This window comes from Pantoea sp. SGAir0418, from assembly GCF_043529865.1.
Genome location: NZ_CP027911.1, coordinates 431,258 through 454,412 on the forward strand (window position 1 = coordinate 431,258; position 23,155 = coordinate 454,412).

Sequence of the window (23,155 nt, forward strand, 5' to 3'; positions counted from 1 at the left end):
TCTTGTTCTATAGTATTGGCAAAGCGGGCGCGAAGTGCCTGCCAGCATTGAAAAATTTGACCTGCATATTGTTTCTCTTTCCCCGGGAAATGTCATCCGCGGCGCGCGAGATTTTACGCCAGCCGCCTGCGCTGTTATGCTGCCGGTTCTATTTTCTCCGGGATTAAGGAAACAAGATGACGACCCCTTCATTTGACAGCGTCGAATCACAAGCAAGTTACGGTATCGGTTTACAGGTTGGTCAGCAGCTGCAAGAGTCTGGACTGCAGGGTCTGCAGCCAGAAGCGCTGCTTGCGGGCCTGCGCGACGCGCTGGAAGGGAACTCACCGGCAGTTCCGGTTGACGTGGTACACCGTGCGCTGCGTGAAGTCCACGAGCGTGCCGAAGGCGTACGTCGTGAGCGCGTCGAAGCCATGGCGGCCGAAGGTCAGCAGTTCCTCGAGCAGAATGCACAGCGTGAAGGCGTGAGCAGCACCGAATCCGGCCTGCAGTTCAGCGTCATCACCCAGGGCGATGGTCCGATCCCATCACGTCAGGATCGCGTACGCGTGCACTACACCGGTAAGCTGATTGACGGCACCGTGTTTGATAGCTCCGTTGCCCGTGGCGAACCGGCTGAATTCCCGGTCAGCGGCGTGATTGCTGGCTGGATTGAAGCGCTGACCCTGATGCCGGTTGGTTCGAAGTGGGAGCTGGCCATTCCGCACAATCTCGCTTACGGCGAGCGCGGCGCGGGTGCCTCTATCCCGCCATTCAGCACCCTGATTTTCGAAGTCGAGCTGCTGGAAATCCTGTAATAAACAGCGGGCGCCGTGTCTGGCGCCCCTGTCACTACTTCTTCTCTGCCTGCTTCTGTAAATCCACCTGCCAGATTGCAAAGCCCGTTTCATCACTGCCGACGGCTTTCATCGGATAATCAGCATACTTCTCAATAAACTGCGTGGCTTTTGCGCCCGGCGCGGTCTCAAAGCGAATATCCAGCGGCGTTGCACTGGCGATCGGTGCCAGCCGCCAGTTGTGATCGGCCTGTGGCTGCACCGCGCCGTGGGCGCGGGTTTCGCTGCTGATGTAGGCGGCCACCACCGAGCGGTTCTCATCCGGCGAGGCAAAGGCGACATACTGCTCGCCGGTACCGGCAAATTTGCCGCCCCAGGCACGGTAATTATTGGTGGCAACGAGGAAGGTCGCTTTGGGATCGATCGGTTTGCCCTGCCAGCGCAGATCCTGAATACGTGATGCCGCCGGGTTAATCAGCTGGCATTCGGCGTCGTAGCGCGCCGGTTGCGTCACATCGATCTGATACTGCACGCCGTCGATCACATCAAAATTGTAGGTGCGGAAATCCCAGTTGATCAGCGACTGCGGCTGACGACGATGCACGTCGATCTGATTAAACTGCGCCGCCGAGCACTCCAGCCACTCTTTCACCTGCGCGCCGCTGACTTTCATCACCACCAGCGTATTCGGGTAGAGATAGAGATCGGCGGCATTACGGAAGGTAAGATCGCCTTTTTCCACTTCAACGTAGCTGGCCGGATCGTTCTTACGGCCGCCGGCTTTAAACGGTGCCGCTGCCGAGAGCACCGGTAAGCGGCCCAGATCGGGATCGCCCTGAATGAAGCGTTCGACGTAAGCACGCTGCGCATTATTGACGATCTGCACGGTGGGATCGTCCTGCACCAGCGACAGATAGCTGTACATCACATCCGCCGACTTGCCGATCGGTTTTGCCACAAATTCACGCGTAGCGCGATGATCGTCGGCCAGCACTTTCACCAGATCGGCATCTTCCGCCGCCAGCGATTTTTTCGCTACCGCATCGTAAACTGGCCGTGCCTCGGCTTTACCCTGGGTCACCTGCCAGTTGCCGCCGTCATTTTTCAGCACCAGGTCAACCACGCCGAGATGATCGCCCCACATGCCGGGCATCACCGCCGGTACGCCGTTAAGCGTGCCCTGAGCGATATCCGCGCCTTTAATCGCCGCAAACTCTTTGCCGGGAAACACCGCGTGCGCATGGCCGAACATGATGGCATTGATACCTGGCACCTGACTGAGGTAATACACCGAGTTTTCCGCCATGGCATGGTACGGCTCACTGCTCAGACCGGAGTGCGGAATAGCGATGATTATTTCAGCACCTTTTGCGCGCATTTCCGGCACATAGCGCTTCGCTGTCTCGGTGATGTCATCAACGCGCACTTTACCCTGCAGATTGTTGCGATCCCACACCATAATCTGCGGTGGTACGAAGCCGATATAGCCGATTTTCAGCGTATGCGGCTTGCCGTCGCGGTCTTTTACCGTGGTTTCTTTAATTAAATAGGGGGTAAACAGCGGTTTGCCACTGGTTTCATCGATAACGTTGGCGTTGATGTAGGGAAAACGTGCCCCGGCAATCGCCTGCTGCAGATAGGGCAGGCCGTAGTTAAATTCGTGGTTGCCGAGATTGCCTACCGCGTAATCCAGCGTATTAAGGGCTTTATACACCGGATGGATTTCACCCGGCTGCAGGCCTTTGGCCGCCATGTAATCGCCCAGCGGGCTGCCCTGAATAATGTCGCCGTTATCCACCAGCACGCTGTTTGCTACTTCGCCGCGCGCCTGCTGGATAAGCGTGGCGGTGCGCACCAGGCCAAACTTTTCGGTCGGCGTGTCTTTGTAGTAATCGAAATCCATCATGTTGCTGTGCAGATCGGTAGTTTCCAGAATGCGTAAATCCACCGTGGCAGCCTGCACCGTGGCGGCTGCAACGCACAGTGCCAGTAACGACATGCTCGCTTTGAACATGGCTTGCTCCTTGTTCGCTTTAATGGGCCTCTCAAAATAATGTAAAACCATGACGAATTATCATTTCAATTTGTGATGGGGCTCGGGATTTTGCCTCTTTCCTGCGTAAGCTGACGGAGTGCCTGCCATTCAGCATTGCGCCATAGCCGCCACGACCGAACTATGATATTGATAATCAAAGCGAATACGCTTAGCTGCGGCTGTCACAGCGCACCTGCTAAAATATCTGGAGACGGGCTGCCGGGGTTTCAGCGGCAGCATCAGCCGAAATGAGGTGAACAATGTTAGATAAAATTTGCCAGCTGGCGCGCAGCGCAGGCGATGCCATTATGCAGGTCTACGATGGCGCACAACCGCTGGACGTGACGCGTAAATCGGATGATTCACCGGTCACGGCGGCCGATCTGGCGGCACATCAGGTTATCGTGCAGGGCTTAGCGGCGCTGACGCCTGACGTGCCGGTGCTGTCGGAAGAGGATCCACCCGGCTGGGATGTGCGTCAGCACTGGCAGCAATACTGGCTGGTCGATCCGCTCGACGGCACCAAAGAGTTCATCAAGCGTAACGGCGAGTTCACGGTCAATATCGCGCTGATTGAGCACGGCAAACCGGTGCTGGGCGTGGTGTACGCGCCGGCGCTGGGGGTGATGTATTCTGCGGCCGAAGGCAAAGCGTGGAAAGAAGAGGGCGGCCACACCACGCAGATCCACGTACGTGAAGCGCGACCGCTGCTGGTGGTAGTGAGCCGTTCGCACGCTGATAAAGACGAAGAGCTGAAAGAGTATCTGACCCAGCTGGGCGAGCACCAGACCACCGCTATCGGCTCCTCGCTCAAGTTCTGCCTGGTGGCAGAGGGCAAGGCGCAGCTCTATCCGCGCTTCGGGCCGACCAATATCTGGGATACCGGTGCCGGCCATGCGGTAGCCATTGCCGCTGGCGCGCACGTGCATGACTGGCAGGGCAAAACCCTCGACTACGCGCCGCGCGAGTCGTTCCTGAATCCGGGCTTCCGCGTCTCGCTGTTCTGATACGCTATGCGCGCCACCCGCTGTGGCGCGATCACGCCTGCAGCAGCTGATGGATCAGTTTCATCGCCTGCTGCACTTCATCCTGCGTCAGCGGACCGTCTTTGGCGTAACGCACATGGCCGGTCTTATCCAGAATCACAATTGCCGAACCGCCTTTCTCCAGCTGCCACGCCTTGCGCGCGTTGCCGTTGCTGTCGACAATGAACTGCGACCACGGATATTGCTGTTTATTGCTCTCAATGCTGCTGCGCACAAACATCCCGGTGCCGGGAATGGCATCATCGGTATTGACCACCGTGGTGGTCTGATAGCGGTCGTGCGGCAGCTGGGCGGCTTTGATGGCTTCAATCAGCGCGGCGTTCTGTTCTTTGGCTGACGAGCGTCCGGCAATATGCAGGATGACCCGCACTTTGCCACTCAGCTGGGCGCTGTTCCAGGGCTGGTAGCGAAACTTCTCCTGCTGATACAGCAGTTCTCCTTTGTCGTTAACGCCGACTGCCGGTACGCGTTCGCCAACCTTAAACGCGTGGGCTGAGGCAAGGCTGGGCAGCAGCAGCGCCAGGGCTATCACGGAATGTGCCAAACGCATGGTAATGCTCCTTAGTGATCCGACCAGTTATTCATGTTTTTGCAATATTAGGCGTGGATGATGCGCCTGTCGCGATGAGATAGCAGCTTTGTAACCCATGCCACAATTCCTTAACCAATGAAGGTTTATACTGGATTTTGTGATCGTTATGACAGAGTTCTCTGTAATGATGTGTCAATTCAGTAAAAAATCCATTTTTTCGGAACATCGGCAAGGAATCATGTTCTATAGTTATGCCTCATTTGCGCTTCAAGGGCTCGTACCGAATTTGGCAATGGCGAAGCGTATTACATCTGTTCAGGAGTTAAACAGCATGAAGATCTTCCAGCGCTATAATCCGCTGCAAATTGCGAAATATGTAAAGACGCTATTTAAAGGAAGGTTGTACATCAAGGATGTTGGCGCGTTTGAGTTCGACAAAGGCAAAGTCATGTTGCCGCGCGTCAAGGATAAACAGCACCTTAGCGTGATGTCAGAAATCAACCGCCAGGTGCTGCGGCTGCAAGCCGAGTACAACTAAGCAAAAGAAAGGGCGCCGCTGGCGCCCTGAATCTTTCTGTAACCGCACGATCACTGCTATGCGGCAGGCCCTTCAGACTCATCCAGCGTACTCTTCGACACATTCAGCACCGGCGGGCGGTCATCAATGCGCGTCACCAGCAGCTGGTCGATGCGGTAGCTGTCGATATCCACCACCTCGAATTTGTAGCCGGAGAATTTGACGAAATCGGTGCGTTTGGGGATCTTACGCAGCATATACATCATGAAGCCGCCGATGGTCTCGTAGTTGCCGGACTGCGGGAACTCGTCGATATCCAGCACGCGCATCACGTCATCAATCGGCGTACCGCCTTCCACCAGCCAGGAGTTCTCGTCACGCGCTACAATCTGCTCTTCCAGCCCCTGACCGACCAGATCGCCCATCAGCGTGGTCATCACGTCGTTAAGCGTGATAATCCCGACCACCAGCGCATATTCGTTCATGATCACCGCGAAGTCTTCGCCGGCGGTTTTAAAACTCTCCAGCGCCTCTGACAGCGTCAGCGTATCCGGCACAATCAGCGCCGAACGAATCTGCACGCCGCTGTTGAGCGTCATGCTCTGGTTGCCCAGCACGCGCAGCAGCAGCTCTTTGGAATCAACGTAACCGACGATATGGTCGATATCGCCGTCGCACACCAGAAACTTCGAATGCGGGTGTTGCGCGATTTTGGTTTTCAGGCTGGTTTCGTCTTCGTGCAGATCGAACCACACGATATTTTCACGCGAGGTCATGGACGAAGGCACGGTGCGTGATTCCAGCTCAAACACGTTCTCGATCAGCTCGTGCTCCTGCTTGCGCAGCACGCCGGCCAGCGCGCCCGCTTCTACCACCGCGTAAATGTCATCTGAGGTGATGTCATCTTTACGCACCATCGGCAGCTTAAAGATGCGAAAGAACACGTTGGCCAGGCCATTGAACAGCCATACCAGCGGGCGGAAAACCAGCAGGCAGAAGCGCATCGGATTGATGATGCGCAGCGCGATGGCTTCCGGCGCGATCATGCCGACGCGTTTTGGCGTCAGGTCGGCAAACAGAATAAACAGGCTGGTGACGATGGTGAAGGAGCAGATAAAGCTGAGCTGATCCGCCAGTTCCGGCTCCATAAAGCGGTTGAACAGGCTGCTGAAGGCGGGCGAAAACGCCGCATCGCCGACGATACCGCCGAGAATCGCGACGGCGTTGAGGCCAATCTGTACCACGGTGAAGAACATGCCAGGCTGTTCCTGCATCTTCAGCACGCGCTGCGCGTTGATGTTGCCTTCATCGGCCAGCAGTTTCAGTTTGATCTTGCGGGCAGCCGCCAGCGAGATCTCCGACAGAGAAAAAAATGAACTGATTACGATCAGTAAAAGAATGACAAGCAGGCTATCAAGCATAAAAGATCCGTTGGGTTAATCACTTGTCATTTTTGGCCTGGGCAGCGCGAAGAGGCGTACATCCGGTACTTACCCGTCAAACAGGGCTATCCGTGCCAAAAATGTCTGCGCCAGTTCGACAAAGTCACGTTAACGTCGGGGCAGAAATGCGTGCAGGCGAGGCCTGCTGGTCGCTGATTATAGCAGCAGCGCTATTGCTGCCGCCAGCGGCGTGATTGGCCGGCTCGGATTAATCCGAGTGGCGGCTGGCGGTGCGCAGAAGCGCGGCTTCGTTGTTGTATCGGTCCGCACATTTACCGACAATAGCAGTCGATTTGGCTTAGCGGCCGTTTTTACGCAGCCGCTCGCAAAAAAGAGCGGCTATGCTGATGGGTATGCAAGGTGTGGTGATACCCTTTCCACCAGAGTTAACGCCCCTGCGGAATAGGGGCAGGCATTATTAACAGGAGTACGCGTGCCGCGATTTCATGCTTATTGCTTGGCCAGCCTGCTGCTTGCCGCACCTGCTGTTGAGGCAGCCAAAGTGCGACTGCAGCTGGAAGGCCTGACCGGGGAGTTACAGAAAAACGTCAGGGCGCGCTTGTCCACTATCGGCAGTGACGAGGTGTCGAACGATGGCCGTTTCCAGGCGCGCGTGGCTGCCGCGATCAAAGAAGGCCTGCGCGCGCTCGGCTATTACGAGCCGCAGATCGACTTTGAATCACGCCCGGCACCGCCGCAGGGTGGCCGTCCGGTGCTGATTGCCCGCGTCACCGCCGGTGAGCCGGTGAAGATTGGCGGCAGCACCATTGTGGTGGAAGGTGCCGCAAAAGACGATCCTGATTATCAGGCGTGGGTGAAGCAGGGCAGGCCGAAAGTCGGCAGCCAGCTCAATCACGGCGACTACGATAAATTCAAAAACGGCTTCTCCAGCCTGGCGCTGCGTAATGGTTACTTCGACGGTGACTTTAAGCAGAGCCAGCTTGGTGTCTCGGTAGAACGGCGCTTAGCGTTCTGGGATATCGACTACGACAGCGGCCCGCGCTATCGCTTCGGCGATGTCAGCTTTGAAGGCTCGCAAATCAATGAAGCCTATCTGCGCAACCTGGTGCCGTTCAAAAAGGGCGATCCCTATAGCTCACGCGATTTGGCCGAACTCAATCGGCGCCTCTCCGCCACCGGCTGGTTTAATTCTGTCGTCGTGGCACCGGAGTTCGATAAAGGGCGCCAGACCAAAGTGCTGCCGCTCAGCGCCGCCGTGTCGCCGCGCGTGGAGAACACCATCGAAGCCGGTGTCGGTTACTCGACGGACGTCGGACCGCGGCTGAAAGGCACGTGGAAAAAGCCGTGGATCAACGACAGCGGCCACAGCCTGACCTCCAGCGCCTATATCTCCGCGCCGGAGCAGCAGCTTGATCTCAGCTATAAAGTGCCGCTGCTGAAAAGTCCGCTGGAGCAGTACTACACCTTCTCCGGCGGCCTGAAACGCACCGATCTCAACGACACCAAATCGGACACCACCACGCTGGCGATGTCGCGTAACTGGGACAGCAGCTCCGGCTGGCAGCGCGCGATTAACCTGCGCTGGAGTCTCGACCACTTTACTCAGGGCAGCGTCACCAACACCACCATGCTGCTCTATCCGGGCGTCAGCCTGAACCGCACCCGTTCGCGCGGCGGCCTGATGCCGACCTGGGGCGATTCACAGCGCTACTCGGTAGACGTGTCGGACACCACCTGGGGCTCGGACGTCGACTTCCTGATCTTGCAGGCGCAGAACGTGTGGATCCGCACGCTGGGCGAAAAGCATCGCTTTGTGGCGCGCGGTAACCTTGGCTGGATTGAAACCAACGACTTTGAAAAAGTGCCGCCCGATCTGCGCTTCTTCGCCGGCGGTGACCGCAGCATTCGCGGTTACAAATACAAAGATATCTCGCCGCGCGACGACGAAGGCAAACTCACCGGTGCCTCAAAGCTGGCCACCGGCTCGCTTGAGTATCAGTACAACGTCTCCGGCAAATGGTGGGGTGCGGTATTCGTCGACTCCGGTGAAGCGGTCAACGACATCAAGCAGAGTAACGTTAAAACCGGTGCAGGCTTCGGCGTGCGCTGGTCTTCTCCGGTAGGGCCGATCAAGTTTGATATCGCGCGCCCGATTGGTGACGACAAGGAGCATGGATTGCAATTTTATGTAGGACTGGGGCCTGAACTATGAAGCTGTGGAAAAAGGTCCTGATCGGTATCGGTATTTTCCTGCTGGTGCTGCTGGCCAGCGTGGCGTTTCTGGTGGGCACCACGCCCGGATTGCATCTGTTGTTTAAAGGTGCCGATCGCTGGGTGCCGGGCCTGTCGATCAACAAGGTGGAAGGCGGCTGGCGCGATCTGACGCTGAGCGGCGTGAAGTACCAGATGCCGGGCGTCAGCGTGGATGCCGGGCGCTTCCATCTGGCGCTCAACCTCAACTGCCTGCTGCACTCCTCGGTGTGCGTGAACGATATCGCGCTGCAGGATGTCAGCGTGGTGGTCGACAGCAAAAAAATGACGCCCGCCAGTGCGCCGCCGCCGGAAGAGGAGAGCGGCAGCAGCAATCTCAGCACGCCATACCCGATTACGCTGAGCCGGGTCAGCCTGCATAACATCAACGTCAAAGTCGATGACACCGCCATTTCGCTGCTCGACTTCACCAGCGGCCTGCAGTGGCAGGATCGCGCGCTGACGCTCAATCCCACCCATATCCAGAGCCTGCTGATCGCGCTGCCGAAGGCGGCGAAAGTGGCGGACGAACAGGTGGTGCAGCCTAAAGTGCAGCAGCCGCAGCCGGATGAGAAACCGCTGGGCGAAACGCTGCAGGCGATGTTTGCCGAGCCGCTGCTGCCGGCACTGCCGGATTTCCAGCTGCCGCTCGACATCAATGTGCAGCAGCTGTTGGGTGAGCAGTTGCGCATCACTGGCGATACGGATGTGGCGATTACGCGTCTGCTGCTGAAGGCCAAAACTACCGACCGGCATGTGCAGCTGGAGACCTTTGACGTCGACTCGCCGCAGGGACAGATCAACGCCAGCGGCGATGCCCGGCTGGCGGATAACTGGCCGGTCAATTTTGTGCTCAACGGCTCGCTGAATCTCGATCCGATTAAAGGCGAGAAGATCAAACTGAACCTCGCCGGGGCAATGCGCGACGAGCTGAAGCTGGGCCTGAATCTCTCGGGGCCGGTGCGTGCCCAGCTGGACGCCGCCGCGCAGCCGGCGGTCGCCGGTCTGCCGCTGTCGCTCAAACTCACCAGCCCGCAGCTGCGCTGGCCGCTGACCGGTCCGGTGCAGTATCAGGCGGATAATCTCGACTACCAGTTCAGCGGCAAAGCCACCGACTATGTGATGTCGCTGCGCACCGCGGTGAAGGGCGAAGCGGTGCCGCCGGCCACCATTGCGCTGGACGGTAAAGGCAACGTGCAGCAGTTCAGCCTGGATAAACTTCGCGTGGCGGCGCTGCAGGGCAACATTGACCTTAGCGCGCTGGTGGACTGGAGCAAAGCCATCAGCTGGCGCAGCGAACTGACGCTGGCGGGCATCAATACCGCTAAACAGTATCCTGACTGGCCGGCAAAGCTCGACGGTAAAATCACCACGCGCGGCAGCCTGTACGGCGGTAGCTGGCAGCTTAGCGTGCCGCAGCTGGCGCTGAAGGGCAATGTGAAACAGAACGCGGTGAGCGCCGAAGGCTCGCTGACCGGCAACAGTTACAATCAGTGGAAAATCCCCGGCATTGACATCGCGCTGGGGCGCAACCATCTCGACGTGAAGGGCGAACTGGGCGACGCGCTAAATCTGGATGCCAGTGTCGATGCACCGCATCTGGATAACGCGCTGCCGGGCCTCGGCGGCGTAGCCAAAGGCACCATCAAAGCGCGCGGTACGCTGCAGGCGCCCCAGCTTCTGGCCGATCTTACCGCCAGCGGCCTGCGCTGGCAGCAGTTGCAGATCCGCCGTGTCACGCTGCAGAGCGATGTGAAATCCAGCGATCAGGTCGCCGGTAAACTGCAGCTGCGCGTGGAGCAGCTACAGCAGGACGCGCTTAAGATCGGCCTGCTGACGCTCAACGCCGACGGTAACGAGAAGCAGCATCAGCTGAAACTCAACGTGCAGGGCGAGCCGGTCTCCGGCCAGCTGGCGCTCAACGGCAGCTTTGACCGCCAGACGCAGCGCTGGCAGGGTAATCTCAACAATACGCGTTTTGACACGCCGGTGGGCGAATGGCGCCTGACGCGCGCGATGACGATTGACTACCTGAACAGCAAACAGAGCGCCACCATCGGGCCGCACTGCTGGCAAAACCCCAACGCGCAGCTGTGCGTGCCGGAGCCGATCGAGGCCGGTGCCAGCGGCCATGCGCACGTGGTGCTGAACCGCTTCGATCTGGCGATGATCAAGCCGTTCCTCACCGATGCCACCCAGCTGAACGGCGTATTCAGCGGTGATGCACGCGTGAACTGGACCGCCGACGGCGCGCTGCCGACCGGCACGGTATCGCTTAAAGGAAACGGCGTAAAAGTGGTGCAGGATGTGCAGGGGAATAACCTGCCGATCGCCTTCGACACGCTCAACCTGAATGCGGCGCTGCGTAATGGACGCGCGCAGCTCGACTGGCTGATTCACATCGTGAATAACGGTCAGCTGAGCGGTAACGTGCAAATCGCCGATCCGGAGAATCGCCGCCAGCTGTCAGGCAACATCGGCATCAGCAACATTTCACTGGCGATGCTCAACCCGGCGCTGATGCAGGGCGAGAAGATCAAAGGCAACCTCAACAGCAATCTGCGTCTCGGCGGCACGCTGCAGCAGCCGCAGATCTTTGGTCAGCTGGGGCTGAGTGATGTTGATGTGGATGGCAGCTTTATGCCAGTCGATCTCACCTCGGCTAATCTCAACCTGGTGTTTAACGGCATGAGTTCCACGCTCAACGGCCTGATCCAGACGCAGCAGGGTAACCTCAATCTGGGCGGCAACGCGGACTGGAGCCAGCTGGATAACTGGCGCGCGCGCGTCACTGCGCAGGGCAGCCGTATTCGCGTGACTGTTCCGCCGATGGTACGAATGGACGTTTCGCCGGACCTGGCGTTTGAAGCCACACCGGCGGCGTTCAACCTTGACGGCAAGGTTGATATTCCGTGGGCGCGCATCACGGTGCAGGAAGTGCCGGAGAGCGCTACCGGCGTGTCGTCGGATGAGGTGATGCTGGATGAGAACCTCAAGCCGATTCAGCCGAAAACCGCCGCGATCCCAATCAACAGCAATCTGGTGATCCACGTCGGCAACGATGTGCGCCTCTCGGCCTTTGGCCTGAAAGCGCGCCTCAACGGCGATCTCAAACTGGTGCAGGATAAAACCGGCCTGGGCTTAAACGGACAAATCAATATTCCTTCCGGCCGTTTCCACGCGTATGGTCAGGATCTGATTGTGCGTAAAGGCGAGCTGCAGTTCGCCGGTCCGCCGGATCAGCCGTACGTCAACCTGGAGGCGATTCGTAACCCGGAAGCCACCGAGGATGATGTGACAGCCGGTCTGCGCGTCACCGGGCTGGCCGACGAGCCGAAAGTGGAGGTCTTCTCCGACCCGGCGATGTCGCAGCAGGAGGCGCTGTCTTACCTGTTACGCGGTCAGGGACTCAGCAGCGATGGCGACAGCAATGCCTTAACCTCGGCGCTGGTTGGACTGGGGGTTGCACAAAGTGGTCAGGTTATGGGTAAAATCGGCGAGACCTTCGGCGTCAGTAACCTTGCGCTTGATACCACCGGTGTCGGCGACAGCCAGCAGGTGCAGGTGAGTGGTTATGTGCTGCCGGGTCTGCAGGTAAAATACGGTGTTGGCATATTTGATTCACTGGCGACGCTCACTTTGCGTTATCGCCTGATGCCCAAACTCTATTTGGAAGCCGTGTCGGGTCTCGATCAGGCACTGGATTTGCTCTATCAGTTTGAGTTTTAGCAATGCGAATAATTGTCTACGGCAGTTTACGGCGCAAACAGGGAAATAGTCATTGGATGACCAATGCGCAATGGCTCGGCGACCATCAGATTGAAGGGTTTGCGCTCTACAATCTCGGTCACTATCCGGGCGTGGTTGAGGGGGACGGCACGGTGTACTGCGAAGTGTATCGCATCGACGCCAGCACCCTCGGCGAACTGGATGCCTTGCGCAGCAAGAACGGCGAGTATAAGCGCCAGCTGATCCAGACGCCCTACGGCAGCGCCTGGCTGTACGTGTATCAGCGTTCGATTGCCGGTCGCACCCGCATCGCGAGTGGCGACTGGTTACGGCGCGATGACGCCGCAGAAGCGTAAATAAAAACACCGCCCAGTGGGCGGTGTTTTTTTATCTGCCGATCGCCATACATAGCGATGCGACAGCGCTGACAGAAAACTTACTTCTTCTGTGCGCGCTCGAAAGAGGAGATGATTTCAGCTTTAGCCGCTTCCGCGTTGTCCCAGCCGTCAACCTTCACCCATTTGCCTTTTTCCAGATCTTTGTAGTGCTCGAAGAAGTGGGTGATCTGCGCTTTCAGCAGTTCTGGCAGGTCGTTCACATCTTTAATGTGATCGTACTCTTTGCTCAGCTTGGTGTGCGGAACCGCTACCAGTTTGGCATCTTCACCTGATTCGTCGGTCATCTTCAGCACGCCCACTGGACGGCAGCGGATCACTGAACCTGGCTGCAGCGGATACGGGGTTGGCACCAGTACGTCAACCGGGTCACCATCCAGAGACAGCGTGTGGTTGATGTAACCGTAGTTGCACGGATAGAACATGGCGGTAGACATGAAACGGTCTACAAACAGGGCGCCAGACTCTTTGTCCACTTCATATTTGATCGGATCGGCGTTGGCCGGGATCTCGATGACGACATAGATATCTTCTGGCAGATCTTTACCTGCAGGCACCTGGTTCAAACTCATCTGGCTTTCCTTCATTAGTCGTAAGTTGAGTGACGGCTATTATAGCCAACTGACTCTGAAAGTATGCCCCCTTTTTGGCGTTTCGGAATGGTCCAGCAGGCTACTTCGTGGTGACAAACAGCGACACAATCCCTGCGGCGATTAGCGGCCCGACCGGCACGCCGCGAAAGAACGCCACACCAATCACCGTGCCAATCAGCAACCCGCCAATCACCGACGGCTGCACGCTCATTAAACTGACGCCGCGACCGCCGAGCCAGGCAACAAATACGCCAACGATAATCGCCACAATGGATTGCCAGTTAGCAAAGGATTTCAGCAGCGACGAGGCCGGCAGCGTGCCGCTTGCCAGCGGTGCCATGACGGCCACGGTGAGAATAATGATACCAATCTGGATGCCTTGCTTTTCGACGTAGGGAAAGAACTGTGCCAGCGGCGTGAGCTTAATCACCAGCAGGATGAGAATCGAAATGGTAACGGCGCTGTTGTGGACGAAGTAGCTCAGGATGGCGAGGCAGATAAGAATGAGGGTCGAGGCGTAGGCAGCCATGGTTTCTCCGTGAATAATGGGCGCGCTGACCGTGGCCAGCGCTAAGCGTGTTTAACGCCCCCATTTATCAACAATCATCGGGATTGGCGCAACTGCCTTTGTTGATTGATTGCAGCATCAGTGCCTGGTTGCGCACCAGACTGACGCCCTGCGCGCCCACTGACAGCGCCGCCATGGAGCCCTGACTGCTGAGGAAATAGCTGCGGCTGGCATCGGTCCAGCTATCACGGTAGGCCAGCCAGGCGCGCTGCGCATTGCGCAGTTTGTCTTTGGGCTCACCGGTTAATTTCTTCATCAGCTGGCTATATTGCGCATTCATCTCTTTGTCCCACGCCTTATTGGCCGAGCTGTAGCACTGCGACATGCCGGCGGTGCTGGACTCTTTATTCAGGCATTGATTGAGCTGCTGATCGATAGGGTTTTGCTGTGCCATTGCCACGCTGGACGCGAACAGACAGGCGAGCGGAAGCCATTTTTTCATCGTTACATTCCTTGCTTTAAGCGCTACGAACTTCAGGAAATCTGAAGCGTAGATGATCGTAATCAGGTTGACCATCAATGAAGGATAAAGTTTCCCCCGGTCACTGCCGATAATCTCTCCGTTTTAGGGCTACTGGATTCTCCCTTTTTTAAAGCGCACGGGAATTATCATGATCACACAGCTATCTATACGCACGGCTTTACTCTCTCTTCTGGCCTTTATGACGCTGCTGCTGCTGGCAGTGAGCGCTATGGGCATCTACGCCATCAATTCCGGCAACCAGTCACTTGACGCCATCAACCGTATTCAGGGCATTGAACTCAACAGCCTGTATCAGAGCAACGCCGATCTGATGCGTGCCCGCGCCAGCGCCGCGCTGGCGGTGCGCAAAATCGAAATCGGCCTGCTGGATGAGGGCGCCACAGTTACTAAACAAGCGCAGGCAGATGTCGCCAGCTCGCAACGCCATCTGACCGCGTTTATTGATGCCGGTACCGTCACCGCGCAGGGCAAAAGCCTCGCCGATGCGGTCGCGGCCGCGTTCAACGCGTATCAGAAAGGTGCCATGGCACCCATGATGGATGCGCTGCAAAAGCAGTATACCGATGAGTATTACCAGGTGCTGGAAGGCAACCTGTCGCAGCTGGCGGCTAACTATTCGAAGGCAGTGAACGACTTCAGCCTGTATGCCGACGAAGTCTCTGCCGCACGTCTGGCGGCAGCGGCGCACAATGAACTGCAGATGAAGATCATGATTGGCGTCGCCGTCGCGCTGACCCTGTTGCTGATTGCACTGGCCTGGCTGCTGCTGCGCCGCGCGCTGCTGCGTCCGCTGGACGGGGCGATCCAGCATCTGGAGCAAATTGCAGCCGGCGATCTGTCGCAGCCGCTGCCGGCAGCGGCCAATAACGAAATTGGCCGTCTGAATCAGGCGCTGACGGGAATGCAGCTGGCACTGCGCAACTCGGTCAGCCAGGTGCGTGAAGCCAGCCTGCAGATTGACGTCGGCAGCCGCGAGCTGTCCGCGGGCACGGTGCATCTGTCGCAGCGCACGGAAGAGTCGGCGGCCTCGCTCGAGCAGACTGCTGCCAGCATGGAGCAGCTCACGGCCACCGTCCGGCTTAACGCCAGTAACGCACAGCAGGCCAATCAGCTGGCCAGTAGCGTGTCCGATACCGCCGATCGCGGTGCAGAAGTGGTGTGCTACGTGATGGAGAAAATGCGTGAGATCACCCACAGCTCCGATCGGATCGCCGATATTCTCAGCGTGATCGACGGCATTGCGTTCCAGACCAACATCCTGGCGCTCAACGCTTCGGTGGAAGCGGCGCGTGCCGGTGAGCAGGGGCGCGGTTTTGCCGTGGTTGCCAACGAAGTGCGCACCCTGGCCGGGCGCAGCGCCAGCGCCGCCAAAGAGATTCGTGAGTTGATCAGCGAATCACAGACGCGGGTCAAAGAGGGCAGCGACATGGCCACGCGCGCTGGCGAAACCATGGATGAGATCTCCAGCGAAGTGATGCGGGTCACCGCGCTGATGAAGGAGATCTCCATCGCCTCGGAAGAGCAGAGCCGCGGTATTGAACAGGTTAACCAGGCGGTGACGCAGATGGATGAAGCCGCACAGCAAAACGCCGCGCTGGTGGAGCAGGCCAGCGCCGCTACGCAGTCGCTGGAAGCGCAGTCGCAGCAGTTGCAGGCATCCATGGCGCAGTTCCGCGTGGCGACAGCATAATCAGGGTGGGGTCAGGGATGACCGGTAACGTTGCCTGCGTTCGCCCTGATGGATGGCGACGCGGGAGAAGATAACGCGGTAATTTACGCGGTGCGTCTTATGGTGCACCGCTGTTCAGACCGGCGGGAAACGCCAGAATCATGGCGGCCAGCCGATCATCTTCCGCCAGAAAATAGGCTGCCGGCACTTCCAGCACCTGCGCCAGTAATTGCAGCGTTAATAAGTCCGGTTTATGCACGCCCAGTTCATAGCGATTAATACGCGCGCTGGCAGAAAACTCTTCGATCCCTGCGGCAATACCCAATCCTTTCTGCGACAAACCTTTCGCCAGACGCGCTTGTTTCAGGCGTCGACAAAAAGTGTCTTGCAGCGAGGAGGTCGGTTTCATGACTACGAGAATCGTAGATTTAGCGCTTGTCAGATACTACGAGTAACGTAGTATCGTTACGGGAATGGATAAGCGAACTAAGGAGAGTTGCGTGAATAATGCGAAGTCAGACTGGCATCCGGCCGATATCATTGCGGCGCTGCGTAAAAAGGGAACCTCAATGGCGGCGTTATCCCGACAGGCGGGATTATGTTCCACCACGTTAGCCAACGCGCTGGCGCGTCCGTGGCCGAAAGGGGAATTAATTATTGCCGAAGCAATTGGTATTTCGCCGGCTGAGATCTGGCCGAGTCGTTATTATGCGGAGAATGGTGAATTAATTAATCGTCAGGCAAGAATCAGAAATAAAAAATAATTAAGCCTGGGCGCCGGCGTAATGCCGATTAAGTGGCAATTAATTTCTGTATGCCGGTGCGCATTCATGCGCACCCAACATAAACCGTGCCATCGACCTGTAGGGTCGCCATTAATGGCGACCGAAAATCATTTACTGACAGGCATCACACACGCAGGCATTTTAACTGCCCGCTTACTTACGCCTGATGTTCGTCCGGGAACTCACGCATAAAGCGTTCAACGTCGTCGACCATCGCATCATTACCGCAGAAGAACGGGCAGCGCTGGTGCAGCGTTTCCGGCTGAATATCAAGGATACGGTTTTTACCGTCGCTGGCTTTACCGCCCGCCTGTTCGGCGAGGAAGGCCATCGGGTTGCACTCATACAGCAGGCGCAGCTTGCCTTTCGGGTGGCTGGCGGTGCTGGGATAGAGATAAATGCCGCCTTTCAGCAGGTTACGGTGGAAATCCGCCACCAGCGAACCGATGTAGCGCGAGGTGTAAGGGCGCTTCGTTGAAACATCTTCTTCCTGGCAGAACTTCAGGTACTTTTTCACGCCCTGCGGGAAGCGGATGTAGTTCCCTTCGTTGATCGAGTAGGTGTAGCCTTTTTCCGGGAAGGTCATGCGTTCGTGGCTCAGGCAGAACACGCCGAGCGACGGATCGTAAGTGAAGGCATGAACGCCCACGCCGGTGGTGTACACCATCATGGTTGAGGAACCGTACACCACGTAACCTGCGGCAACCTGCTTGTGGCCTGGTTGCATGAAATCGGCTTCAGTGATTGGCGTGCCTGGCTCACTAATACGATGATAAATCGAGAAAATGGTGCCGACGGAAACGTTAACGTCGATGTTCGAGGAACCATCCAGCGGGTCCATCAATACTACGTACTTACCGTTCTCCGAACCTTCAAAGATGACAAACTCATCTTCTTCTTCGGAAGCAATCCCCGCGACCACACCGCGCGCCTTCAGTGCCGCTTTCAGCTTTTCGTTAGCGAACAGATCCAGCTTCATCTGCTGCTCACCCTGCACGTTCTCTACGCCGCTGGCACCGAGAATATCCACCAGACCCGCTTTGTTGATGTCGCGGTGGATGATTTTTGCGCCCAGCTTGATGGAGGAAATCAGCGCCGTCAGTTCACCTGTGGCGTGAGGAAAGTCGTGTTGCTTCTCGACGATGAATTCGCCTAACGTTTTCATAACACATTCCCTGAATCTACGATGGAGTGGCAGCAGCTGTAACAAGCTACCAACGTATGCGTACGCAGTTTAGCCGATTGAACTTCAAAAACCATAGTCCTAATCCGTTTCTTCCCTCCGGACTCGGCGTTACACTGTGCGCCGAACTTTTGAGTAATGGATCTTTTTATGCGCATTCACATCCTTGGGATTTGTGGCACTTTTATGGGCGGACTGGCGATGCTGGCCCGCTCGCTCGGACACGAAGTGACCGGTTCAGATGCCAATGTCTATCCGCCGATGAGCACGCTGCTGCAACAGCAAGGCATTGAATTAACTGAAGGTTACGACGCCTCGCAGCTGGAGCCGGCACCGGACCTGGTGATCATCGGCAACGCCATGACGCGCGGCAACCCGTGCGTGGAAGCGGTGCTGGAACGCAACATTCCTTACCTCTCCGGACCGCAATGGCTGCACGATTTCGTGCTGCGCGATCGATGGGTACTGGCGGTGGCCGGTACCCATGGCAAAACCACCACAGCCGGCATGGCAGCGTGGATTCTCGAGGCCTGCGGCCTGGAACCAGGCTTTATTATTGGTGGGGTGCCGGGTAACTTCGACGTATCGGCAAAATTAGGAAAAAGTCCATTCTTCGTCATCGAGGCGGATGAGTACGACTGCGCGTTTTTCGACAAGCGTTCCAAGTTTGTACACTACTGCCCGCGCACCCTGATCCTCAATAATCTTGAGTTCGATCATGCCGACATCTTCGACGATCTGCGGGCGATCCAGAAGCAGTTCCACCATCTGGTGCGCATCGTGCCGGGTCAGGGCAAGATCCTGCTGCCGGAACACGATCACAACATTAAGCAGGTGATGGCGATGGGCTGCTGGAGCGAGCAGGAGAGCGTGGGCGACAATGGTCGCTGGCAGGCGAAAAAGCTGGTGCCGGATGCCTCGCGCTGGGAAGCCTGGCTCGACGGTGAGAAAGTGGCGGAAGTGAACTGGGCGCTGGTCGGCGAACACAACATGCACAACGGCCTGATGGCGATTGCCGCCGCACGTCACGTTGGCGTGAAGCCGTGCGATGCCGGTGAGGCGCTGAACAGCTTCATTAACGCGCGTCGTCGCCTCGAGCTACGCGGCGAAGTGAACGCGATTAAGGTGTATGACGATTTTGCCCATCACCCAACGGCGATTCTCGCTACGCTGGCGGCGCTGCGCAGTAAAGTCGGCGGCACCGCACGCATTCTGGCGGTGCTTGAGCCGCGCTCTAATACCATGAAGATGGGCGTGAGCAAGAACGAACTGGCCCCTTCGTTAGGGCGTGCCGATGAGGTATTCCTGTTCCAGCCGCACCACATTCCGTGGCAGGTCGCGGACGTTGCGGACGCCTGCATTCAGCCGGCGCACTGGAGCGCGGACATTGATACGCTGGTGGAGATGGTGGCTAAAGCGGCGCAGCCGGGTGATTCGATTCTGGTGATGAGCAACGGCGGCTTTGGCGGGATTCATCAGAAACTGCTGGAGCGGTTAGGTAAGTAATGCGTGGCCGGTTAAGGCCGGCCCTGGGCCGAGAGGCGATCTGCCCTCATCCCAGCCTTCTCCCGCAGGCGGGAGAAGGGGCCGTCCGGTGCGGACGTCACATTCAGCGCTCGTCCTCCGCTACCTCAGCACAATGCTTCAGCTACCCCAACACTGCGCTTCAGCTACCTCAGCACTGCGCTTTATATCCCCTCTCCCGCCTGCGGGAGAGGGTTAGGGTGAGGGCAGGGCAACCGTCCGCAGCGGACTTACGCTTCAGCCAGCTCGCGCAGGTACTGGAAAATCTGGCGGGCGGCTTTTGGCGGCTTACTGGCGGCTTTCTCTTTCTGCGCGTTGCGGATCATACTGCGCAGCTGCTGACGGTCGGCGTGCGGATAGAGATTCAGCACTTCCGCCACCGCGTCATCACCCTGTTCAATCAGCCGATCGCGCAGCTGCTCCAGCTTATGGAACAGCGCAACCTGCTGGTTGTGGCGGTTCTTCAGCTTATCCAGCGCCAGGCGGATTGGCTCTTCGTCGCGCTGACGCAGCATTTTACCAATCAGCTGCAGCTGGCGGCGGCGGCCTTCCTTCTTAATGCGCTGCGCCAGTTCAATGGCGTCACGCAGCTGTTCATCAAGCGGGATCTTATCCAGGGAGTTTTTCCCTAAATCCACTAACTCGGCGCCCAGGCGTTTCAGCTCCTCGGCGTCGCGTTTAATTTCACTTTTACTGACCCAGATAATCTCTTCGTCTTCTTCTTCCTGATTATCCGGCACATCGTCGAGCCAGTCTTCGGGCTGCTTCGTCATCTGTTGGCTCCCTAAAAAAAGAGGCTAATCCTACCAGTTTATCGGGCGACTGCGAAATTGTTCTCTGAGTCTGATAGACTCAATAAATTCATACTTAAGATTAGACGGCAGGTCGATGAACGTATCTACTCAGGTTGCAGAACAACGTAAAGTGTTGGAACAGGCTGTCGCGCAGGCGCTGGAACTGGCGCAAGCCAGCACCGACGGAGCAGAAGTGGCGGTCACCAAAACCACCGGAATCGGTGTCAGTACCCGCTACGGCGAAGTGGAAAACGTCGAATTCAACAGCGATGGCGCGCTTGGCATCACCGTCTATCACCAAAACCGCAAAGGCAGTGCTTCCTCGACCGATCTCAGCCCGGACGCGATTAAACGCACCGTGCAGGCGGCGATCGATATCGCGCGCTACACCTCGCCCGATCCCTGTGCTGCGCCGGCCGAGCGCGATCTGCTGGCGTTCGAGGCGCCGGATCTCGATCTCTATCACCCGTGGGAGATCGACGCCGATCGCGCCATTGAGCTGGCCGCGCAGGCCGAGCAGGCCGCGCTGCAGGCTGATAAGCGCATCACCAATACTGAAGGTGGCAGCTTTAACAGCCACGTCGGCATCAAAGTCTTTGGTAACAGCCACGGCATGCTGCAGAGCTACTGCTCGAGCCGGCATTCGCTGTCGAGCTGCGTCATTGCCGAGCACAACGGTGACATGGAGCGCGACTACGCCTACACCATCGGCCGCGCGATGGGCGATCTGCAAAGCGCCGACTGGGTGGGCGCGGAGTGCGCGCGCCGCGTGCTGTCACGTCTTTCGCCACGTAAGCTGCCGACCATGAAAGCGCCGGTGCTGTTTGCGCCGGAAGTGGCCACTGGCCTGTTCGGCCATCTGGTGGGCATGATCAGCGGCAGCAGCGTTTACCGCAAATCCACCTTCCTGCTCGACGCGCTGGGCCAGCAGATTCTGCCGTCGTGGCTGACGATTGAAGAGAAGCCGCACCTGCTGAAAGGGCTGGCCTCGACGCCGTTCGACAGCGAAGGCGTACGCACCGAAGCGCGCGAAATCGTGAAAGATGGCGTGCTGCAGAACTGGCTGCTGACCAGCTATTCGGCGCGTAAGCTTGGCCTGCAAAGCACCGGCCACGCGGGCGGCATTCATAACTGGCGCATCGCCGGTCAGGGCCACAGCTTTGACGATCTGGTGAAGCAGATGGGGCGCGGTTTGATCGTTACCGAGATGATGGGTTCCAGCGTCAGCGCCATGACCGGCGACTACTCACGCGGTGCGGCTGGCTTCTGGGTTGAAAACGGTGAAATTCAATACCCTGTGAGCGAGATCACAATTGCGGGCAACCTCAAAGATATGTGGCTCAATATGGTAACGGTCGGTAACGACATTGAAACGCGCAGCAATATACAATGCGGATCGGTGCTGCTGCCGGAGATGAAAATCGCCGGACAATAAAGACATCGCTTGATGAAAGCAGCCCACAGCGGCTGCTTTTTTTTCGCCTGATAATAATTAAAGGAAAACGTTATGCGTAAGCATGTGATTGCTATGTTGTCTTTGTCGTTGCTGTTCTCTTCAGCCAGCCTGTTCGCGGCTGACCTGGAGCAGGATATGGATACCCTGAAAGACGGGCTGAGTGTCGTTAAGAAAACCTCTGACGCCCAGGAAATGCACGCTGCACTGGGCAAGATGCGTGCCGCTGCGCAGGATGCAAAAAAATCCACGCCGGAAAAACTGGAAGGTCAGGGCGCTGACAGCGCACAGATCAAGGATTACCACGCCGGTCTGGACTCACTGATTGCCCAGATCGACGTTGTCGACCAGCTGGCGCAGGCTAACAAGCTGGACGAGGCGAAAACCGAAGCGAAGAAACTGGAAGGCATCCGTAACGCCAACCATAAGAAATTCCGTTGATAAACCGGGCCAGCCTGCAGGCTGGCCTTATTCCTGCCGCGGCCTCGCGTCATTCCACCGTTTTTATCCCGCTTTTTACCTCATTTCATGCATTTCGTGAGCGAACTCGCATAGTTCGTGCATCGTGCGATCTGGCGCACAGTCGCCCGTGGGATTTCCACTTTGAGGTGGAAATGTTGCGTCTCCACACTCCCAGGCAGACAGCGTAATTTCTTCTCAACGCGAATTATCTGACATTGTCCGCTGTAAACAGGAGTAACAAGGTGAGGAGTGATGCTGTCCCGCTGAAACCGAGCACGCCGGAGGCAATCCAGGCGCTGGCGGATAAGGTGATGAATCAAATCGCGGCGCTGTATGCCGCGCACCACATTGCAGCCAATGCGGTGCAACAGCAAATGCTGGCCTCACATGTCCGCGCCATGGCGGCTCGCTCTCTCACCGGAGAGGCGCTGCCGGACGTCGAAGCCGAACTGTTTGAGGACATCTCGCCTGAGACCATGGCGCTGGCGCAGCAGGTGGTGGATCTGTTTGGCAATTTGCCTGTCGAAGAAGCCTGGCTGCTGTCGGTGCATATCGAAGTGGCGAAATCGAACGAAGCATGAATTGAGAGAGGAACGGAATATGGTAACGGTAGTGATTGGCGATCGTCTGGGTAAAGGACAGAAAGTGGCAGCTGGCGTGGAAAAAGCCGGCGGCCGGGCAGTAGTGGTGCCGGGCGTGGCGGCGGATATGAAACTGGGCGATGTGATGAAGGCGGAAAACGCTGATTTCGGCATCTCCTTCTGCGGCAGCGGCGGTGCCGGTGCCATCACCGCGCAGAACAAGTACGGCTACAAAGCCAAACACGGCATGCGTTCGGTTGACGAAGGGGTAACCGCCATCAACGAAGGTGCCACCGTGCTCGGTTTTGGCTTCATGGATAAAGAAGAGCTGGGTGAGCGTCTGGTGCAGGCCTGGAATAAAAAACACGGCAGCTAA

The 23,155-nt window shown here is 57.5% G+C and carries 22 protein-coding genes; 13 read left to right on the plus strand and 9 right to left on the minus strand.

Going from position 1 to position 23,155, the window contains the following annotated elements; translation table 11 throughout:
- Positions 1-176 precede the first annotated feature (176 nt).
- Positions 177-797, plus strand: coding sequence for an FKBP-type peptidyl-prolyl cis-trans isomerase (fklB, locus tag C1N84_RS02030; RefSeq protein WP_021509746.1), 621 nt, complete (start codon positions 177-179; stop codon positions 795-797).
- A 34-nt stretch (positions 798-831) separates the two neighbouring features.
- Here fklB and C1N84_RS02035 read toward each other — a convergent pair whose 3' ends face one another.
- Complete coding sequence (locus C1N84_RS02035) at positions 832-2,790, minus strand: bifunctional 2',3'-cyclic-nucleotide 2'-phosphodiesterase/3'-nucleotidase (protein WP_238561435.1); 1,959 nt, start codon at positions 2,788-2,790, stop codon at positions 832-834.
- Positions 2,791-3,071: 281 nt separating this feature from the next.
- On the opposite strand from C1N84_RS02035, the gene cysQ reads away from it, so the two are divergent.
- Positions 3,072-3,818: a 3'(2'),5'-bisphosphate nucleotidase CysQ gene (cysQ, locus tag C1N84_RS02040; RefSeq protein ID WP_021509744.1), complete on the plus strand. Its 747-nt coding sequence runs from the start codon at positions 3,072-3,074 to the stop codon at positions 3,816-3,818.
- A 31-nt stretch (positions 3,819-3,849) separates the two neighbouring features.
- Here the strand turns inward: cysQ and C1N84_RS02045 are convergent, their stop codons facing one another.
- Positions 3,850-4,407, minus strand: a complete 558-nt coding sequence (locus C1N84_RS02045) for a YtfJ family protein (protein WP_058759862.1) — start codon at positions 4,405-4,407, stop codon at positions 3,850-3,852.
- A gap of 313 nt (positions 4,408-4,720) precedes the next feature.
- On the opposite strand from C1N84_RS02045, the gene C1N84_RS02050 reads away from it, so the two are divergent.
- A complete protein-coding gene (locus tag C1N84_RS02050) occupies positions 4,721-4,927 on the plus strand; it encodes a DUF1107 domain-containing protein (RefSeq protein WP_031280153.1) in 207 nt (68 codons plus the stop codon).
- A 56-nt stretch (positions 4,928-4,983) separates the two neighbouring features.
- On the opposite strand, the gene C1N84_RS02055 is transcribed toward C1N84_RS02050, so the two are convergent.
- On the minus strand, positions 4,984-6,327 hold the full coding sequence (locus tag C1N84_RS02055; protein ID WP_021509741.1) for a hemolysin family protein: 1,344 nt from the start codon (positions 6,325-6,327) through the stop codon (positions 4,984-4,986).
- A gap of 454 nt (positions 6,328-6,781) precedes the next feature.
- Here C1N84_RS02055 and C1N84_RS02060 point away from each other — a divergent pair, with 454 nt between their 5' ends.
- The 3 genes from C1N84_RS02060 to C1N84_RS02070 are packed head-to-tail and all read left to right on the plus strand — an operon-like array spanning position 6,782 to position 12,644.
- Positions 6,782-8,521, plus strand: coding sequence for an autotransporter assembly complex protein TamA (locus C1N84_RS02060; RefSeq protein ID WP_058759861.1), 1,740 nt, complete (start codon positions 6,782-6,784; stop codon positions 8,519-8,521).
- Complete coding sequence (locus C1N84_RS02065) at positions 8,518-12,288, plus strand: autotransporter assembly complex protein TamB (RefSeq protein WP_264441926.1); 3,771 nt, start codon at positions 8,518-8,520, stop codon at positions 12,286-12,288. The genes C1N84_RS02060 and C1N84_RS02065 overlap by 4 nt, the downstream gene beginning before the upstream one ends.
- A gap of 2 nt (positions 12,289-12,290) precedes the next feature.
- The gene (locus C1N84_RS02070) at positions 12,291-12,644 is read left to right on the plus strand and encodes a gamma-glutamylcyclotransferase family protein (RefSeq protein WP_031280151.1); all 354 of its coding nucleotides are present in this window, start codon (positions 12,291-12,293) and stop codon (positions 12,642-12,644) included.
- An 80-nt stretch (positions 12,645-12,724) separates the two neighbouring features.
- On the opposite strand, the gene ppa is transcribed toward C1N84_RS02070, so the two are convergent.
- The 3 genes from ppa to C1N84_RS02085 form a co-directional block, all read right to left on the minus strand.
- Positions 12,725-13,255, minus strand: a complete 531-nt coding sequence (gene ppa, locus C1N84_RS02075) for an inorganic diphosphatase (protein WP_021509737.1) — start codon at positions 13,253-13,255, stop codon at positions 12,725-12,727.
- A 100-nt stretch (positions 13,256-13,355) separates the two neighbouring features.
- Entirely contained in the window at positions 13,356-13,805 is a 450-nt protein-coding gene (locus C1N84_RS02080) for a DUF441 domain-containing protein (protein WP_021509736.1), read from the minus strand.
- Between the two features lie 67 nt (positions 13,806-13,872).
- Positions 13,873-14,286 carry a lysozyme inhibitor LprI family protein gene (locus tag C1N84_RS02085; protein ID WP_058759859.1) on the minus strand — a complete coding sequence of 138 codons (414 nt, stop codon included), beginning with the start codon at positions 14,284-14,286 and terminating at the stop codon, positions 13,873-13,875.
- A 172-nt stretch (positions 14,287-14,458) separates the two neighbouring features.
- Here C1N84_RS02085 and C1N84_RS02090 point away from each other — a divergent pair, with 172 nt between their 5' ends.
- Complete coding sequence (locus C1N84_RS02090) at positions 14,459-16,018, plus strand: methyl-accepting chemotaxis protein (protein WP_264240755.1); 1,560 nt, start codon at positions 14,459-14,461, stop codon at positions 16,016-16,018.
- 97 nt (positions 16,019-16,115) lie between these two features.
- On the opposite strand, the gene C1N84_RS02095 is transcribed toward C1N84_RS02090, so the two are convergent.
- Complete coding sequence (locus C1N84_RS02095; protein ID WP_021509733.1) at positions 16,116-16,406, minus strand: helix-turn-helix domain-containing protein; 291 nt, start codon at positions 16,404-16,406, stop codon at positions 16,116-16,118.
- A gap of 91 nt (positions 16,407-16,497) precedes the next feature.
- On the opposite strand from C1N84_RS02095, the gene C1N84_RS02100 reads away from it, so the two are divergent.
- Positions 16,498-16,761, plus strand: a complete 264-nt coding sequence (locus C1N84_RS02100; protein ID WP_021509732.1) for a helix-turn-helix domain-containing protein — start codon at positions 16,498-16,500, stop codon at positions 16,759-16,761.
- A gap of 178 nt (positions 16,762-16,939) precedes the next feature.
- Here the strand turns inward: C1N84_RS02100 and fbp are convergent, their stop codons facing one another.
- Entirely contained in the window at positions 16,940-17,947 is a 1,008-nt protein-coding gene (gene fbp, locus C1N84_RS02105) for a class 1 fructose-bisphosphatase (RefSeq protein ID WP_021509731.1), read from the minus strand.
- A 168-nt stretch (positions 17,948-18,115) separates the two neighbouring features.
- Here fbp and mpl point away from each other — a divergent pair, with 168 nt between their 5' ends.
- The gene (gene mpl / locus C1N84_RS02110; protein ID WP_058759858.1) at positions 18,116-19,471 is read left to right on the plus strand and encodes a UDP-N-acetylmuramate:L-alanyl-gamma-D-glutamyl-meso-diaminopimelate ligase; all 1,356 of its coding nucleotides are present in this window, start codon (positions 18,116-18,118) and stop codon (positions 19,469-19,471) included.
- Positions 19,472-19,719: 248 nt separating this feature from the next.
- Here the strand turns inward: mpl and yjgA are convergent, their stop codons facing one another.
- Positions 19,720-20,262 (minus strand): ribosome biogenesis factor YjgA, encoded by a 543-nt coding sequence (gene yjgA / locus C1N84_RS02115; protein WP_058759857.1) that lies wholly within the window; start codon positions 20,260-20,262, stop codon positions 19,720-19,722.
- 115 nt (positions 20,263-20,377) lie between these two features.
- Between yjgA and pmbA the strand changes: the two genes are divergently transcribed.
- The 4 genes from pmbA (at position 20,378) to C1N84_RS02135 (ending at position 23,155) form a co-directional block, all read left to right on the plus strand.
- Positions 20,378-21,718 carry a metalloprotease PmbA gene (pmbA, locus tag C1N84_RS02120; protein WP_058771332.1) on the plus strand — a complete coding sequence of 447 codons (1,341 nt, stop codon included), beginning with the start codon at positions 20,378-20,380 and terminating at the stop codon, positions 21,716-21,718.
- A gap of 72 nt (positions 21,719-21,790) precedes the next feature.
- A complete protein-coding gene (gene cybC / locus C1N84_RS02125; RefSeq protein WP_394541704.1) occupies positions 21,791-22,177 on the plus strand; it encodes a cytochrome b562 in 387 nt (128 codons plus the stop codon).
- A gap of 263 nt (positions 22,178-22,440) precedes the next feature.
- Positions 22,441-22,779: a glycine dehydrogenase gene (locus C1N84_RS02130; protein ID WP_010617110.1), complete on the plus strand. Its 339-nt coding sequence runs from the start codon at positions 22,441-22,443 to the stop codon at positions 22,777-22,779.
- 19 nt (positions 22,780-22,798) lie between these two features.
- Positions 22,799-23,155, plus strand: coding sequence for an SFCGS family glycine-rich protein (locus C1N84_RS02135; protein ID WP_021509727.1), 357 nt, complete (start codon positions 22,799-22,801; stop codon positions 23,153-23,155).